14 protein-coding genes are annotated in these 15,462 nt (G+C 71.2%); 7 read left to right on the plus strand and 7 right to left on the minus strand.

Annotation, left to right across the window (positions count from 1 at the left end):
- The first annotated feature begins 38 nt into the window (after positions 1-38).
- Complete coding sequence (locus OKJ99_RS07650) at positions 39-2,783, plus strand: alpha/beta fold hydrolase (RefSeq protein ID WP_326015046.1); 2,745 nt, start codon at positions 39-41, stop codon at positions 2,781-2,783.
- Positions 2,780-3,670, plus strand: coding sequence for an ABC transporter permease (locus OKJ99_RS07655; RefSeq protein WP_326015047.1), 891 nt, complete (start codon positions 2,780-2,782; stop codon positions 3,668-3,670). The genes OKJ99_RS07650 and OKJ99_RS07655 overlap by 4 nt, the downstream gene beginning before the upstream one ends.
- Before the next feature lie 99 nt (positions 3,671-3,769).
- Here the strand turns inward: OKJ99_RS07655 and OKJ99_RS07660 are convergent, their stop codons facing one another.
- The gene (locus OKJ99_RS07660; RefSeq protein ID WP_326015048.1) at positions 3,770-4,990 is read right to left on the minus strand and encodes an acyl-CoA dehydrogenase family protein; all 1,221 of its coding nucleotides are present in this window, start codon (positions 4,988-4,990) and stop codon (positions 3,770-3,772) included.
- Between the two features lie 21 nt (positions 4,991-5,011).
- Positions 5,012-5,479 (minus strand): SCP2 sterol-binding domain-containing protein, encoded by a 468-nt coding sequence (locus OKJ99_RS07665; RefSeq protein WP_326015050.1) that lies wholly within the window; start codon positions 5,477-5,479, stop codon positions 5,012-5,014.
- A 167-nt stretch (positions 5,480-5,646) separates the two neighbouring features.
- On the opposite strand from OKJ99_RS07665, the gene OKJ99_RS07670 reads away from it, so the two are divergent.
- The 3 genes from OKJ99_RS07670 (at position 5,647) to OKJ99_RS07680 (ending at position 9,372) form a co-directional block, all read left to right on the plus strand.
- Positions 5,647-6,261, plus strand: coding sequence for a TetR/AcrR family transcriptional regulator (locus OKJ99_RS07670; RefSeq protein ID WP_326015084.1), 615 nt, complete (start codon positions 5,647-5,649; stop codon positions 6,259-6,261).
- A gap of 168 nt (positions 6,262-6,429) precedes the next feature.
- Positions 6,430-8,373 carry an AMP-dependent synthetase/ligase gene (locus OKJ99_RS07675; RefSeq protein WP_326015052.1) on the plus strand — a complete coding sequence of 648 codons (1,944 nt, stop codon included), beginning with the start codon at positions 6,430-6,432 and terminating at the stop codon, positions 8,371-8,373.
- Between the two features lie 90 nt (positions 8,374-8,463).
- The gene (locus tag OKJ99_RS07680) at positions 8,464-9,372 is read left to right on the plus strand and encodes an SPFH domain-containing protein (RefSeq protein WP_326015054.1); all 909 of its coding nucleotides are present in this window, start codon (positions 8,464-8,466) and stop codon (positions 9,370-9,372) included.
- A 45-nt stretch (positions 9,373-9,417) separates the two neighbouring features.
- Here the strand turns inward: OKJ99_RS07680 and OKJ99_RS07685 are convergent, their stop codons facing one another.
- The 4 genes from OKJ99_RS07685 to OKJ99_RS07700 all read right to left on the minus strand — a co-directional run bounded on the left by OKJ99_RS07685 (position 9,418) and on the right by OKJ99_RS07700 (position 12,751).
- The gene (locus OKJ99_RS07685; RefSeq protein ID WP_326015055.1) at positions 9,418-10,194 is read right to left on the minus strand and encodes an ABC transporter permease; all 777 of its coding nucleotides are present in this window, start codon (positions 10,192-10,194) and stop codon (positions 9,418-9,420) included.
- Positions 10,191-11,198, minus strand: coding sequence for an ATP-binding cassette domain-containing protein (locus tag OKJ99_RS07690; RefSeq protein ID WP_326015056.1), 1,008 nt, complete (start codon positions 11,196-11,198; stop codon positions 10,191-10,193). The genes OKJ99_RS07685 and OKJ99_RS07690 overlap by 4 nt, the downstream gene beginning before the upstream one ends.
- A gap of 103 nt (positions 11,199-11,301) precedes the next feature.
- Entirely contained in the window at positions 11,302-12,144 is an 843-nt protein-coding gene (locus OKJ99_RS07695; RefSeq protein WP_326015057.1) for a DUF4097 family beta strand repeat-containing protein, read from the minus strand.
- A 94-nt stretch (positions 12,145-12,238) separates the two neighbouring features.
- Positions 12,239-12,751, minus strand: coding sequence for a hypothetical protein (locus OKJ99_RS07700; protein ID WP_326015058.1), 513 nt, complete (start codon positions 12,749-12,751; stop codon positions 12,239-12,241).
- A gap of 227 nt (positions 12,752-12,978) precedes the next feature.
- Between OKJ99_RS07700 and OKJ99_RS07705 the strand changes: the two genes are divergently transcribed.
- The gene (locus tag OKJ99_RS07705; protein WP_326015059.1) at positions 12,979-13,713 is read left to right on the plus strand and encodes a LamG domain-containing protein; all 735 of its coding nucleotides are present in this window, start codon (positions 12,979-12,981) and stop codon (positions 13,711-13,713) included.
- A gap of 144 nt (positions 13,714-13,857) precedes the next feature.
- Positions 13,858-14,445: a sigma-70 family RNA polymerase sigma factor gene (locus OKJ99_RS07710; protein WP_326015060.1), complete on the plus strand. Its 588-nt coding sequence runs from the start codon at positions 13,858-13,860 to the stop codon at positions 14,443-14,445.
- 3 nt (positions 14,446-14,448) lie between these two features.
- On the opposite strand, the gene OKJ99_RS07715 is transcribed toward OKJ99_RS07710, so the two are convergent.
- Positions 14,449-15,393, minus strand: coding sequence for a hypothetical protein (locus OKJ99_RS07715; protein ID WP_326015061.1), 945 nt, complete (start codon positions 15,391-15,393; stop codon positions 14,449-14,451).
- Positions 15,394-15,462: the final 69 nt, after the last annotated feature.

Raw genomic sequence — 15,462 nt, forward strand, 5'->3', positions numbered from 1 at the left:
ATGCAGTGGTTGTCAGCGGTGGCGCCTACCGTTGACGCATGGTTCTTCGACGGCGCGCGTGGCGCGAGCGGGTACGCGGGTGGCCGCGGCGGTGGATCGCCGTCGCGGCGGCCCTTGTGGTGCTCGCGGGGGCGGGTACGTGGACAGGGCTTTCGGCGGCCGCGGCATCGGACTCCGGCGGGGCGTCCGCCGTGCACCGGCAGGACCGGATGATGCCGATGGGCAGCGGGGTGCGCATCGACACCTCGTACTTCACCGCGGGTGATCCGTCCCACAAGCGGCCCGCGGTGCTGCTCACGCACGGCTTCGGCGGCAGCAAGGCCGATGTCCGCGCCGAGGCGGAGAAGCTCGCCGCCCACGGATACGCGGTCATGACCTGGTCGTCCCGCGGCTTCGGCAGGTCCGGCGGCAAGATCGGCCTGAACGATCCGAAGCACGAAGTGGCCGATGTCTCACGCATGATCGACTGGCTCGCCGAGCGCCCCGAGGTGCAGCTCGACAAACCGGGCGACCCGCGCGTCGGCGTCACTGGAGCCTCGTACGGCGGCGCGGTCTCCCTGCTCGCGGCGGGCCACGACAAGCGGGTCGACGCGATCGCCCCGCAGATCACGTACTGGAACCTCGCGGACGCGCTGTTCCCCGACGGCGTCTTCAAGAAGCTGTGGGCGGGCGCCTTCTTCACCTCCGGCTCCGCGCAGCTCGGCACGCGCACCAGCGAGGCCGGGCTCGCCTGCGGCCGCTTCGAGAAGAAGCTGTGCGACATGTACCAGCGCGTCGCCGTCTCCGGGAAGCCGGACGACGCGGCACGGGGGCTCCTGGAGGAGCGCAGCCCCTCCGCCGTCGGCGACCGCATCAAGGTCCCCACGTTCATCGCCCAGGGCCAGACCGACTCGCTCTTCCCCCTCGGGCAGGCCGACGAGATAGCGCGCCACGTCAAGGCGAACGGCGCGCCGGTCGAGGTCGACTGGCTGAACGGCGGGCACGACGGCGGCGACATGGAGCTCGACCGGCTGCAAGGCCGCGTGACGTCCTGGTTCGACCGCTATCTGAAGGACGAGAACGTCGACACGGGCCCCGCGTTCCGCGTCACCCGCACCGGCGGCGTCGACTCCACGGACGGCGCGGCCACGCTGCGCGGCGCGAGCGGCGACCTGTATCCCGGCCTGCGCGGCGAGCGGCGCACGGCGGTGCCGCTGAAGTCGGCCACCGAGACCTTCCAGAACCCGCCGGGCGGCGGGCCGCCGTCGATCTCCTCGGTGCCGGGCCTCGGCAAGGTGTCGAACCTGTCGACGTCGCTCGGCGTCGGCTTCTCCCTCGAATACCCCGGCCAGTTCGCGCGCTTCGACTCGGCGCCGCTGAAGAAGTCGGTGCGCATCACCGGCTCCCCGACGGTCACCGCGCACGTGAAGTCCTCCACCGGCACGGCCGTACTGTTCGCGAAGGTGTACGACTCCGGGCCCGACGGGACGCGCCAGGTGCTGCCCTCGCAGCTGGTGACGCCCATCAAGGTGACCGGCGCGGACGGCGCGGGCAAGGACGTGCGGATCACGCTCCCGGCCATCGACCACGAGGCGCAGAAGGGCCACAAGCTGCGGCTCGTGCTCTCCGCGACCGACCTCGGCTTCGCGTCGCCGAACGAGCCCGCGACGTACCAGGTCTCCGTGCACGACAGCCTGAGCGTGCCCACCGCCCCCGACGTGCGGACGCAGTCCGACCCGCTGCCCGCATGGGTGTGGTGGCTGCCGGCCGGGGCGCTCGTACTGGCGGCGGGACTGCTGCTGACGGCCCGACGCCGCACATCGGCGCCCGCGCCCGACCCGGCGCTCGCCGGGGTCCCGCTCCGGATCACGGACCTCAGTAAGAAGTACGCGGGCTCCACGGACCGGTACGCGGTGCGCGACCTGTCCTTCAGCGTCGAACAGGGCCAGGTCCTCGGCCTGCTCGGGCCGAACGGCGCGGGCAAGACCACGACCCTGCGCATGCTCATGGGCCTCATCCGGCCCGACGAGGGCGAGATCCGGGTCTTCGGCCACGCCATCAGGCCCGGCTCCCCGGTGCTCTCCCGCGTCGGCGCCTTCGTCGAAGGGGCGGGCTTCCTGCCGCACCTGTCTGGCCGCGAGAACCTGGAGCTCTACTGGAAGGCGACCGGCCGCCCGGCCGGGGACGCGCACCTCGACGAGGCCCTGGAGATCGCCGGCCTCGGCGACGCCCTCGCCCGCGCGGTGCGCACGTACTCGCAGGGCATGCGCCAGCGCCTCGCGATCGCCCAGGCCATGCTCGGCCTCCCGGACCTGCTCATCCTCGACGAGCCGACGAACGGTCTTGACCCGCCGCAGATCCGCGAGATGCGCGAGGTGATGATCCGCTACGCGCGCGAAGGACGCACGGTCATCGTGTCCAGCCACCTCCTCGCCGAGGTCGAGCAGACCTGCACGCACCTCGTGGTGATGGACCGCGGCCGGCTCGTCCAGGCGGGCCCCGTCGCGGACATCGTCGGCTCCGGCGACACCCTGCTCGTCGGCATCGCGGGCGAGGTCTCCGACGCGCTCGTGGAGAAGGCGGCCGGCCTCGCGGGCGTGGAATCGGTGGTGCGGGTCGACGACGGCCTGCTCGTCCGCCTCATACCGGAACCCGGCCTCGACCCGGACCCGGCCACCGGGTCCGACCCGGCCGCCCGGCTGGTCGCGGAGCTGGTGCGGCTCGACGTACCGGTGCGCTCCCTCGGCCCGCACCGGCGCCTTGAGGACGCGTTCCTGACGCTGATCGGAGGGGCATCGGCATGACGACGACCCGAGTGAAGACCGGGGCACGGAACGTGCCCGAACTCGCCCACGGCTACCGCCCCGCCCGCACCCTTCCCCTGCGCGTGGAGCTCGTACGCCAGATCAAGCGGCGACGCACGCTGGTGATGGGCGCGGTCCTGGCACTCCTCCCGCTCGTGCTCGTCGCCGCGTTCGCCATCGGCGGGGAGCCGGGCGGCGGAGGTGACGGCGGCCAGCGCGTGAACCTGATGGACACCGCCACCGCGTCGGCGGCGAACTTCGCGGCGACGAGCCTGTTCGTGTCCGCCGGGTTCCTGCTGGTCATCCCGGTGGCCCTGTTCTTCGGCGACACCATCGCCTCCGAGGCGAACTGGTCGAGCCTGCGCTATCTGCTGGCGGCGCCGGTGCCGCGGGCCCGCCTGCTGTGGTCCAAGCTGGCCGTCGCGTTCGGGCTCAGCCTCGCCGCGATGCTGCTGCTCCCGCTGGTCGCGCTCGGCGTGGGCACGGTCGCGTACGGCTGGGGTCCGCTGGACATCCCGACCGGCGGGGCGCTGCCGGCGGGCACGGCGGTGCAGCGGCTGCTGGCCGTGGTCGCGTTCATCTTCGTGTCCCAACTGGTCACGGCGGGGCTCGCGTTCTGGCTTTCCACGAAGACGGACAACCCGCTGGGCGCGGTCGGCGGCGCGGTCTTCCTGACCATCGTCGGCAATGTCCTCGACGCGGTCACCGCGCTCGGCGACTGGCGCGACTTCCTGCCCGCGCACTGGCAGTTCGCCTGGGCGGACGCGATCCAGACGCAGCCCGAATGGGGCGGGATGATCCAGGGGGCTTCGGTGTCGGTGGCGTACGCGGTGGTGCTGTTCGCGCTGGCGTTCCGGGGGTTCGCGCGCAAGGACGTGGTGTCGTAAGGCTGGTGGGGTGGGGACTGTGACGCGGGGCTACGACATCGTCGAAGTCCTGCGTCACAGTCAGTTCACGGCTCAGCCGCCCCCGGCTCAGCCCCCGGTTCAGCGGATCTGGCGCCCCGAGATCGCTCGCGCGATCACGAGCCGCTGGATCTCGCTCGTGCCCTCGAAGATCGTGTAGATCTTCGCGTCCCGGTACATCCGTTCCACCGGGTGCTCCCGGCTGTAGCCGGCTCCGCCGAGGACCTGGATGGCCTTCTCGCTGGCCGCGACGGCCAGTTCACCCGCGCGGAGCTTGGACATGGAGCCCTGGCCCGCGTCGAAGACCTTGTCGTTGCGGGCCATCCAGGACGCCTGCCAGATGAGGAGGCGGCACGCCTCGATCTCCGTGCGCAGGTCGGCGAGGGCGAACGCGATCGCCTGGTTCTCGATGATGGGGCGGCCGAAGGCCTCCCGCTCGCCCGCGTAGTCGAGCGCGTACTCGTACGCGGCGCGCGCGATCCCGAGCGCCTGCGCGCCCACCGTCGGCCGGCTGACCTCGAACGTGGACATCGCGGCCTGGCCGCGGCCACCGGACGAGCGGGTGCCTTCGCGGGCCCGCGCGAGGCGCGCGTCCAGCTTCTCCCTGCCGCCGAGCAGGCAGTGGCCGGGGACGCGGACGTCGTCGAGGAATACGTCGGCCGTGTGGGATGCCCGTAGCCCCAATTTCCGTATCTTCTTCGCGCCTTCGAGGCCCGGTGTTCCCGGTGGCACGATGAACGCCGCCTGGCCGCGCGAGCCGAGGTCCGGGTCGACGGAGGCGACGACGACGTGCACGTTCGCGATGCCGCCGTTGGTGATCCAGGCCTTCTGGCCGGACAGCACCCACTCGTCCTTCGCCTCGTCGTAGCGGGCGCGCGTGCGCATCGCCGCGACGTCCGAACCCGCCTGCGGCTCCGAGACGCAGAACGCCGCGACCTTGGGGTCGTCCTCGTCGCCGTAGCACTGCGGAACCCACTCGGCGAGCTGGTCGGGCGTGCCGGAGGAGAAGATCCCGGCCACCGCGAGCGAGGTGCCGAAGAGGGCCATGCCGATGCCGGCGTCGCCCCAGAAGAGTTCCTCGTTGGCGATCTGGAGGGAAATGCCGCTGGGGTCGCCGAACATCTCGGCGAGGGACTCGAAGCCGTAGAGGCCGATCTTGGCGGCCTCCTGGATCACCGGCCAGGGGGTCTCCTCGCGTTCGTCCCACTCGGCGGCCGCGGGGCGGACGACGTCGGCGGCGAAGCCGTGCACCCAGTCCCGCAGGTCGCGCTGTTCCTCGCCCAGTTCAAGAGAGAAGGCCATGGTGATCCGGGTTCCCCTTCCTCACGCCTTGGGAATGTCGAAGTAGCGGGTCAGGCCCGAGGCGAGCGCGACATCGCCCGCGATCTTGACCTTGCGCATCATGAACATCGTGACGGGCGAGGAGTTGCCCGAGACCAGCTTGAGGAAGTCGGCGTCGCCCATGATCAGCGTGGTGCGCGGCTCCGCGTCCGAGCGGCCCTCGGTGACCGTGCAGGTGCCGTTCGCGATCTTCGTTTCGTAGACCGCTTCGGGGATCTCGTCCTGGCCGGTGACCTTCCAGCGGATGAGCGCTTCGAGGGACCCGGCGACGTCCGGCTTGAACTGCCGCTCCATGCGCCCGAAGACCTCCTTGAGGACGCGGGTGCGCAGTGCCTCGTCCCGCGCGATCTGGTTGATCTCCTTCGCGGAAAGACCCTTCACGATCCGCGCGAACTCCTCGGGCGTGACGCTCGCGAAGTCGAGCGCCGCGATCTCCTCGGCACCGCTCATGGGCTCACTCTCCTTGTTGACGATTGATGCTCGACGACTGACGGCCGGGTACCTTACTGCTTAGTAAGTTTACTGATTGGTAAGGTTACGGCGACGTAGATAGGCTGACAAGGGTGACGGGCACATCGGGAGCGGCTCAAGGGCGTACGGCGGCGCGCAGGAAGCGCATGCCGCGCCAGATGCGCGAGCAGCAGATCATCGACGTGGGCGTGCGGGTCTTCGCCAAGCGTGGCTACCACGCCGCATCCGTGGACGAGATCGCCGAACTCGCCGGGATCTCCAAGCCGATGGTGTATCTGTACCTGGAATCCAAGGAGGGGCTGTTCCTGGCCTGTCTGAGGAGGGAGGCCGGGCGGCTCGTCGGGGCCTTCCAGGAGGCCGCGCGGGGTGCCGGGGCCGCGCCCGAACTGCGGCTGCACGCAGGGCTCTCGGCGTTCTTCGCGTTTGTCGCCGAGCACCGCGACAGCTGGATCGTGCTGCACCGGCAGGCCTCCGAACTGAGCGAGGCGATCGCCGCGGCCGTGGCCGACGCGCGGCGTGCGGTCATGGCCGAGGTGGCCGGGCTCATCAGGGACGGCATCTCGGACAGCGGCCGCGGCTCTCAACTGGGCGCCGAGGACGCCGACTTCGTCGCGCACGCCCTCGTGGGCGCCGCCGATTCGCTCACCGACTGGATGGAGCGCAACCCCGGCCAGTCCCCGGAGGGCATCACGCTGCGCCTGATGAACATGGTGTGGGTGGGGATGCGGGACGTGCTCGACGGTGAGGTCTGGGTGCCGTAGGGGCCGGCCGGCGGTCGAGGGTGGTGCCGGGAGGCGGTCGCCGTCGTCGATTCGTGCGTGGTCATTCGTGCGTGGTTATTCGTGCGTGCCCATTGAATTTTCCTTACGCGTAGGTAAGTTGACTCCCGAGTAAGTACGAGTCGGGCAGCCGCGCACACGGGAGCCGTCATGGGCGTACGCAAGGATCTGAAGCGGGCCGGGAAGCGCGGCGACCTGGCCGATCGCGCCAAGGTCGAACTGGTCAGGGGCGAGCACGGAGCCGTGCGCGAGGTGCGCGTCGCGGCGCTCGCCGAGCCGCCGAAGGACGGGTCCACGCCCGCCGACATCCCGTTCGTGAACGCCGAGGACGAGCCGAACGCCGTCGTCGTACGGCGCAAGGAGGCGGGGGAGTGGCGGCCGGTCACCGCCGCCGTCTTCGCGCGTGAAGTGACCGCCGCGGCCAAGGGATTGATCGCGGCAGGGCTTGAACCGGGCGGGCGCGTCGCCCTGATGTCGCGCACCCGCTACGAGTGGCAGGTGCTCGACTTCGCGATCTGGGCCGCCGGCGGGCAGACCGTGCCCATCTACGCGACGTCCTCGCCCGAGCAGATCGAGTGGATCGTGCGGGACTCCGGCGCGACGATGCTGATCGTCGAGACGCCGGAGAATGCCGCCGTCGCCGAGGAGGCCGTCGCGGGTCTGCCTGCAGTCGGGCGTCCTGATATTCGGCAGATCGACGGCGGCGCCGTGCTCGAACTCGCCGCCCTGGGTGCCGGGGTGGCCGACGAGGAGGTCGCCAAGCGGCGGGCCGCGCTCACCCCCGACACCATCGCGACCGTCTGCTACACCTCCGGCACCACCGGCAGGCCCAAGGGCTGCGTCCTCACGCACGGCAATCTGTACGCCGAGGCCGCGAACACCGTCGAGCTGCTCCATCCGATCTTCAAGGCGATCACCGGGCAGACCGCGTCGACGCTGCTGTTCCTGCCCCTCGCGCACATCCTGGGGCGGACGATCCAGGTCGCGTGCATGCTCGCCCGGATCGAACTCGGGCACTGTCCGAGCATCAAGCCCGATGAGCTGCGGCCCGAACTGCGGTCGTTCCGGCCGACGTTCGTGGTCGGCGTGCCGTATCTCTTCGAGAAGATCCACGACACCGGGCGCGCGACGGCCGAGAAGCTCGGGCGCGGCTCGTCCTTCGACCGCGCCGACCGGATCGCGGTGCGGTTCGCCGAGGCGCATCTGGAGCGGTTCCTGGACGGGGGCAAGGGCCCGGGGCTCGGTCTGACCCTCGCCGCCGGGCTCTACGATCTGCTCGTCTACCGGCGCGTGCGCAAGGAGCTCGGCGGGCGGCTCCGGTACGCGATCAGCGGCGGCTCACCGCTGGACCGCAATCTGAACCTGTTCTTCTACGCCGCCGGGATCGTCATCTACGAGGGCTACGGCCTCACCGAGACCTCGGCCGCCGCCACGATCACCCCGCCGCTGCGGCCGCGCCCCGGCACCGTGGGCCTGCCCGTGCCCGGCAGCGCCGTCCGGATCGCGGACGACGGCGAGGTGCTCATCAAGGGCGGCATCGTCTTCGGCGCGTACTGGAACGACCCGGCCGCGACCGATCAGGTCCTGGACGGGGAAGGCTGGTTCGCCACCGGTGACTTGGGGGAGCTGGACGGCGACGGCTATCTGAGGATCACCGGGCGCAAGAAGGACATCCTCGTCACCAGCGGCGGCAAGAACGTCTCGCCCGCCGTCCTGGAGGACCGGCTGCGCAGCCGCTCGCCCATCGGCCAGTGCATCGTCGTCGGCGACAACCGCTCGTACATCGGCGCCGTGATCACCCTCGATCCGGAGTCCGTCGCGCACTGGCTGGGCGTCCGCAAGATGCCCGCCGATACCCCGATGTCCGAGGTGATCCGCGACTCCCGGATCGTCGCGGACGTCCAGAAGGCCGTCGACTACGCCAACGAGGCCGTCTCGCGCTCCGAGTCGATCCGCAAATTCACGCTGGTCGAGGGCGAGTTCAGCGAGGAGAACGGGCTCCTCACACCGTCCCTGAAGATCAAGCGGCGGGCCGTCATGGCCGAGTACGAGCGGGAGGTCGCGGAGCTCTACGGGGAGCTGCGGCCGGAGTGACCCCACGCCCTCCTTAATTCCGGCATTTTCCGCCTATCGCCGCATAACGTGAATGGGGCGAGGTCGGGTTCACGGGATTCGGGAGGGCCGATGGGTCAGCGGGACGAGGTCGTCGAGCGGGTGGGGTGGTCGCTGCCCGGCTGGCTGGGCGCGGCGGCCGGGATGCTGGCGCTCGCGGGCGCGCTGTACGGGTGCCGGCTGCTCGGCTGGATCCCGGACACGGTCACCGACTTCCTCGGCCCTGGCGCCCAGGTCCGGAGCGACGACGCCGCCCGGGCGGGCCAGGGCGCGTACGTCGCGGGCTGCGCGGTGCTCGCCGTCCTGGCCTTCGGCGGACTGACCCGGTGCCGGTCGGGGTGCGCGCTGGGTCTTAGCCTCTTTGGCCGCTACCGGGGCACCGTGCGGCGCACCGGCCTTCGCTGGGTCAACCCGCTCGTGCTGCGCCGCCGGATCGACGTACGGCTGCGGCACTGGCGCAGTGAGCCGCTGTCGGCGGTCGACGCGGACGGGATGGCGCTGCGCGTCGAGGCGCTGGTGGTGTGGCGGGTGCGGGACACCGCGCGGGCGCTGTTCGCGGTGCAGGACCACGACGCGTATCTGCGCGGACAGATCGAGGTGGCGCTCGCCCGGGTCTTCTCGCGGCTGCCGCCCGAGGCCTTCCACGAGTCCGCCCCGACCCTGCGCGACCCCGAGGCCGTCGGCACCGAACTGGCCCAGGTGCTGTCCGAGGAGTGCGCGGCGATCGGCGTCGAGGTGCTAGCGGTGCGCCCGACGCGCATCGAGTACGCGCCGGAGGTCGCCGACGCGATGCACCGCCGCCGGATCGCGGCGCTCGACGCGCGGCAGCGGGCGGGCGTGCTCACCAGCGTCGTCGACTCGGTGGAGGACACGCTGGAACGGCTGACGGGGCGCGGCCTCGTGGAGCTCGACGAGTACGAACGCAACGCGCTGGTCCGGGACTTGACGGTGGCGTTCGCGCGCGGCGACGCGCACACGTGAGTAGGGGCTCCGCGAAAGGCGGAGCCCCCACTGTGAACCGTGCGATCAGCGCTCGGTGTTGACGTTGTACAGCTTGCGCGACCAGACGTAGCCGACGACGGTGATCGCGGCGCACCAGGCGAGCGAGATCCACCCGTCGTTCCCGATCGCGGAGCCGGTGAGCAGCCCGCGCAGCGTCTCGGTCATCGGCGTGAACGGCTGGTGCTCGGCGAACCAGCGCAGACCCGGCGCCATCGACTCGGCCGGCACGAACGCGGAGCCGAGGAACGGCAGGAACTGGATGAGCAGCGGCTTGTTGCTCGCCGACTCGACCGTCTTGGACTTGAGCCCGAGCGCCGCCGCCAGCCAGGTGATCGCGAACGTGATCGCGACGAGCAGCCCCGCCGCGGCCAGCCACTCGACCGGGTTCGCGTCGGGCCTGAAGCCGAGCGCGATGGCCACGGCCACGACCAGCACCAGGCTCACCATCGTCGTGAGGAGGCTGCCGATGACATGGCCGGTCATGAACGACGAGCGCGTGATGTTCATGGTGCGGAAGCGGTTGATGATGCCCTCGGTCATGTCCTGGCAGACCGCGATCGAGGTCGACATGGCCCCGGCGGCGACCCCCATGATCACGATCCCGGGCGTCAGATACTCCAGATACGCGTCCCGCCCCGCGCCCCCCGACATCGAGTCCCCGAAGGCGAACACGAAGAGCACCAGCATCAGGATCGGCATCATGGACGCGCCGAGGGACACGGCCGGGTAGCGCAGCGCGTGCTTGATGTTGCGCCGCGTCATCGTCATCGAGTCGTGCACGGCATACGTGAGGGTGCTCATCGCAGGGTCTCCTTGACGTGAAGCGGGTTGGCGGCGGTGCCGTCGCCGGTCAGGGCGAGGAACACGTCGTCGAGGTCGGGGGTGTGCACGGAGAAGTCGGCGGCCTGCACGCCGGTGGCGTCCAGCCGGTCGAACAGGGCGCGCAGCGCGGCGAGATCGCCGTCGCCCGCGATCCGCAGCGCGAGCTCCTGGTCGTCACGGGCCGAACCGGGGAAGGCCTCGGCCGCCCGCTCGTACTCGGCCCAGTCGTTGAACCGCAGCCGCACGTGGCTGCCGGGGATCTGCGCCTTGAGCTCGTCGGCGGTGCCCTCGGCGACGATCCGGCCACCGTCGAGCACGGCGATCCGGTCGGCCAACTGGTCGGCCTCTTCGAGGTATTGCGTGGTCAGGAAGACGGTGACACCGCCGGCTACCAGGGTCCGCACGGTCTCCCACATGGTGCGGCGGCTGCGCGGGTCGAGCCCGGTCGTCGGCTCGTCGAGGAAGATCACCTCCGGGTCGCCGACGAGCGTCATGGCGAGGTCGAGCCTGCGCCGCATGCCGCCGGAGAAGGTGGCCGCCCGGTTGCCCGCGACATCCGCGATGCCGAACCGTTCGAGGAGTTCCTTCGCCCGCGCCTTGCCCTCGCGCTTGCCGAGCCGCAGCAGGTCGGCCATGAGGAGCAGGTTCTCCTCGGCGGTGAGCATGTTGTCGAGCGCGGCGAACTGCCCGGTGACACCGATCGCGGCGCGCACGCCGTCCGGCGATCCGGCGACGTCGTGCCCGGCGACCTGAGCCCGGCCGCCGTCGGCGTCGACGAGCGTGGACAGGATCCGTACGGTCGTCGTCTTCCCGGCCCCGTTCGGCCCGAGCAGGGCGAAGACGGAACCGGCGGGGATGCTCAGGTCGATGCCGTCGAGCACGGTCTTGTCGCCGTAGGACTTGCGCAGGCCGACGGTGGAGACGGCGAGCGGGACCTGTCCGGTCTCGCGCTGAGTGGATGTGGACATGACAGATGAAGGCATGGGGCCCTCCGGTGTGAGGGTGCGGGGTGCTGGGCGTCGGCGAATGCGCCGGTGAAGGTGCTGGTGAAGTACCGCGTCGCGTACGGGAGTTGGGTCCGTGCGCTCAGTGCTTGGCGCGGCGGATGTCGATGTTGCCCCACTTGGTGCGGGCGCGGACCTTGACGGAGTCCTCGGACTCGGCGGGCGCATCGGAGGCGGTCAGGGTGTTGCGGACCTGGCCGTTGTCGGCGTTGGCGTCGAGCCAGGCGGCGGTGCCCTCGCGGATGCCGACCTCGATGGCGCCGTAGTTGGTCTCCAACTGGACGGTGCCGCGGGCGACATCGGCCACCCGCAGGGCGCCGTAGGCGGTGGTGGCGGCGACCGAGCTCTCGGCGCGGCCGATCTCGATGTCACCGTGGGCGCCGTTCACCCGCAGCTCGCCGGTCACGGCGTCGAGGAAGGTGGTGCCGTGCGAGTTCTTCAGTACGGCGTGACCGTCGATGAGGCCGACCCGTACGTTGCTGGAGCTGGCGGTGATCTCGGCCATGCCCTCGACCCGGTCCACGCGGATGGATCCGTGCGCCGACCTGAGACGCAGCGGCCCCGTGGTGTCGAGGCGGAAGTCGCCGCCCGAGGTCTTCACGTCGACCTTGCCGAGCCGGCCCTCGCCGGTCACATGGGTCCAGGAGCCGGTGAGGTCGACGGCCGAGCCGGTGGGCAGCTCGACGGTGACGTTCACGATGCCGCTGGGGCCGATCATGCGGCGCTCCGTCGTCCTGACGGTGAGGACGCCGTGTGCGTAGGAGACCTCCGTCTGCTCGGCGGCCTTGACGTCCTTGCCCCGCTTCGGGTTGCCGGGCTTCACCTCGACGACGGTGTCGGGGCGCTCGCTGGCGGTGAACTGGATGGAACCGGCGCCCACATGGGCGTTGACCGAAATGGCCTCGGGGGTCTCGTACGTAGGCATGGCTGTCCCGTCCTCCTGGCTCGTTGGGGCGTCCCCGCTGGTGGGACGTGGTGTGCCGTTCTGTTGGCTGTGGTGCGGACAGGGCTCGGTGCGGCTAGCGCACCCACCCCGTGAAGCTCTGTCCGACGGTGCGGGTCTTCTCCGGCGTACGGGGTGCCGGGCCGCCGTCGACCGCGGCGGACACGGCGCGCACCAGCCACGCGTTGACCGAGAGGCCTTCGCGGCTCGCGGTCTCCTCGGCGCGGGCCTTGAGGTGGGCGGGCAGGCGCAGGTTGACGCGGGCGGTGCCGCCCTCGTCGGTCTCGGGGGCCGGCGGTGCGGCCGGGGTCTGAAGGGGCTCGGCGGGTCCTGCCGGGGTGTCGCGCGGCTGCGGTGTCACCACGAACTCGGGGTCGAGCCCCCGCAGCCGTACGTCGACCGAACCGGGCGCCAGGTCGCGGGTGATCTCGTCCATGGCGGCGGAGAGCACGTTGAGCATCGTGAGCCGGGTCGCCGACTCCAGTGGAGCGGTGAGCCGCTCGGCCAGCTCGCGTGCTTCGTCCCCACCGGCTTCGGCGGCCACCGCGAGCTCGCGGTGAAGAGTGTCGACGTAGGGCGTGAGGTCCATGACGTCATAGTGGCACCACTATGGCGCCATTCGCAAGCCCTTTGGCGCCACGTGGCGCCACACGGTGCCACGCGGTGCCACATGACGCCGCGGTGGCGTCACGTGAAGGTTGCGTGCACACTGAACCGTTTTTGGCTGCGGTACGTGATCATCGAAGACACATTTATGTCGTACCTCTGAGGAAATTCATGACGCGCAGATGGGCGCTTATCGCCACAATCGCCGTATTGACCGTCGCCCTGGGCTTCGTCGCCTTCCAGTTGGTGCGCGGTCAGGGTTCCGAGAAGGCGACGGCCGACGAGAAACCCGCGGCGTCGCCGAGCCCGAGCGCCAGCGCCGAATCGCTCGACGGCCTCGGATGGTGGCCGCTGCACCGGTCCGGCACCGCGAAGGTCGGCGAGCACGACGCCGTGTTCGGCGACGGCGTGAAGTGGACCGAAGGCCCCGAGGGCGGCGCCCTGCAGCTGAACGGCACCAGCGGATACGCCAACACCAACACCCGCCTCGACACCGCGGGCGAGGACTACTCGGTCGCCGCGCGCGTGCGCCTCACCGACCAGGACCTGAAGGGCATGCACACCGCGCTGTCCCAGGACGGCGACCGCAACAGCGCGTTCTTCCTCCAGTACTCCGGCCAGGACCAGAACTTCGCCTTCAGTTTCCCCGGCGCCCGTACCGTCGCGGAGTCGTCCGAGCAGCCGCAGCCCGACCGCTGGTACCACCTGACCGGCACGTACAGTCAGAAGGACCACCGGATGCGGATCTATGTGGACGGCAAGCCCGCTGGAACCAGGGTTGCTTCCAGCGGCGTCAAGCCCACGGGCAGCGTGATGATCGGACGCGGCAAGTTCGGCGGAAAGGCCACCGACTACTGGAGCGGTGACATCGCCGACGTGCATGTCTACGACCGCGAGTTGACGTCCCGTGAGGTGAGCACGCTCTCCTCTCACGAACCGGGCTGACCGGCGCCGACGCGCCGAACGTCACCGCCGCCGCGTGTCGCCGGGCACCACACGGGTGCCCGGCCGCACGCGGCGGTGCCTGTCGGTTTTCCCCGCACCCGGCGGAACCGTCTTCCCCCACAGACGATCCGGAGAGGAAAGGCCTTGTCGGCCAGTGCTTCGCCCGAAGACCGGATACCCGGCCCCCACGCCGCGGACCTCCAACCCGACGAATTCCTCAGAGCGCTCTACGAATTCCACGGCACCGCGCTGCTGCAGTTCGCCGCGCGGCGCCTGGAGGGCGACTGGCACCGCGCCGAGGACATCCTGCAAGAAGTCGCCATCCGCGCCTGGCGGCATGCCGCGGAACTCGACCCGACCGCGGACTCGGCGCGGCCCTGGCTGTTCACCGCGCTGCGCAACCTCGTCATCGACGGCCACCGGGCCCGCCAGGCCCGGCCCCCGGAGACCGGCGACCCCGAACTCGCCCACCTGCCGGTCTCCGACAACGTGGACCACATCCTCACCACCCAGGTCCTCGTCGAGGCGCTGGGAGACCTGCGGCCTTCCCAGCGCGAGGTCCTGCTGCACGTCCACTACCTCGGACGCACCGTCAACCAGACGGCCAAGGTGCTCGGCGTGCCACCGGGCACCGTCAAGTCCCGCACGTACTACGCCGCGCGCGCCATGCGCGAGGCGCTGAACCGACGCGGGCTGTACGCGCACGGCGCGGTGGACAACGAGGCCGCGTGACACTCAGCCGGCCAGCCGTCCCGCATGGCGGGTGATGCTCAGGCCGAGCGGTCCGGTGTCGAGCGAGCCGTCCGCGTCGGCGCGCCAGCGCCACCCCGTGGGCGCCTCGCCGAGCACGAGCAGGGCGTCCCCGCGGCGCAGGCCGGCGAGCACCCCTTCCCGGCGCGGGAGTTGGGTGGCGTCCACGACGAACAGGTGGGGCACCTCGCCCTGCACCGCGAGCCGGCTGCTGCCCTCGATCAGCCGGAACACCTGCGTGACATCGGCCGAACCGGGCTGCGGCACACCCGCGTTCGCCGACGCCGCACTGGCGAAGGCCTCCTCGAGGCCGGCCGCGCTGTGCAGCCGCGAGCTGCGCGTCTCGTCGCCGCTGAGGAGCCGGCCGTCGGCCACCGAGCCCACCAGCGTGACCTGGGCGAGCGCCCCCACGGGACCGGCGAGCGCCTCAAGGACGAGGGCCCGCGCCAAGCGGCGCACCTCGTCGTCCGGGCCCGTCACCGAGACGGGGCCCGCCGCGCGGGAGAGGTCGACGAGCACCCGGTCGGGGCCGTCCAGGCCCACCGTCACCGTCAGCGCGAACGGCAGGGCCGGCTCACCCTCGGGGCCCGGCCGGTGCAGATCGTCGGGCGAGATCGTCCAGCGCTCGCCGTCCTGCTCGGCCGTCCAGGGCGCGGGCGCGTTCTCCTGGGCGCCGGCGAGCAGCAGCCCGAGCCGCCGCTCCGAGTAGACGACGGCGTACAGATCGGGCAATGTCCGGCCGGAGCGCAGGCATTCGCCCGTCAGCCGACGCAGGCCCGCGTCGACCACGTCGAGCGCCGCCCGGCCCGTGACGGCGGCCGAGGCCTTGACGGGCTTCGGCGGGCGGCCCCGCAGCTCCGTGACGATCAGCACCACCACCGCCGCGATCAGCGCAAGACCCAGCACCGCGGCCAGGACGTACCAGATCATCCACTGACTCCTTGTCACAAAACGGGGGCGGCGCCGTCGCTGCGCTGTGTACCCGATGGCCACTACGGC

It is taken from the genome of Streptomyces endophyticus (genome assembly GCF_035798155.1).
GTDB lineage: Bacteria > Actinomycetota > Actinomycetes > Streptomycetales > Streptomycetaceae > Streptomyces > Streptomyces endophyticus.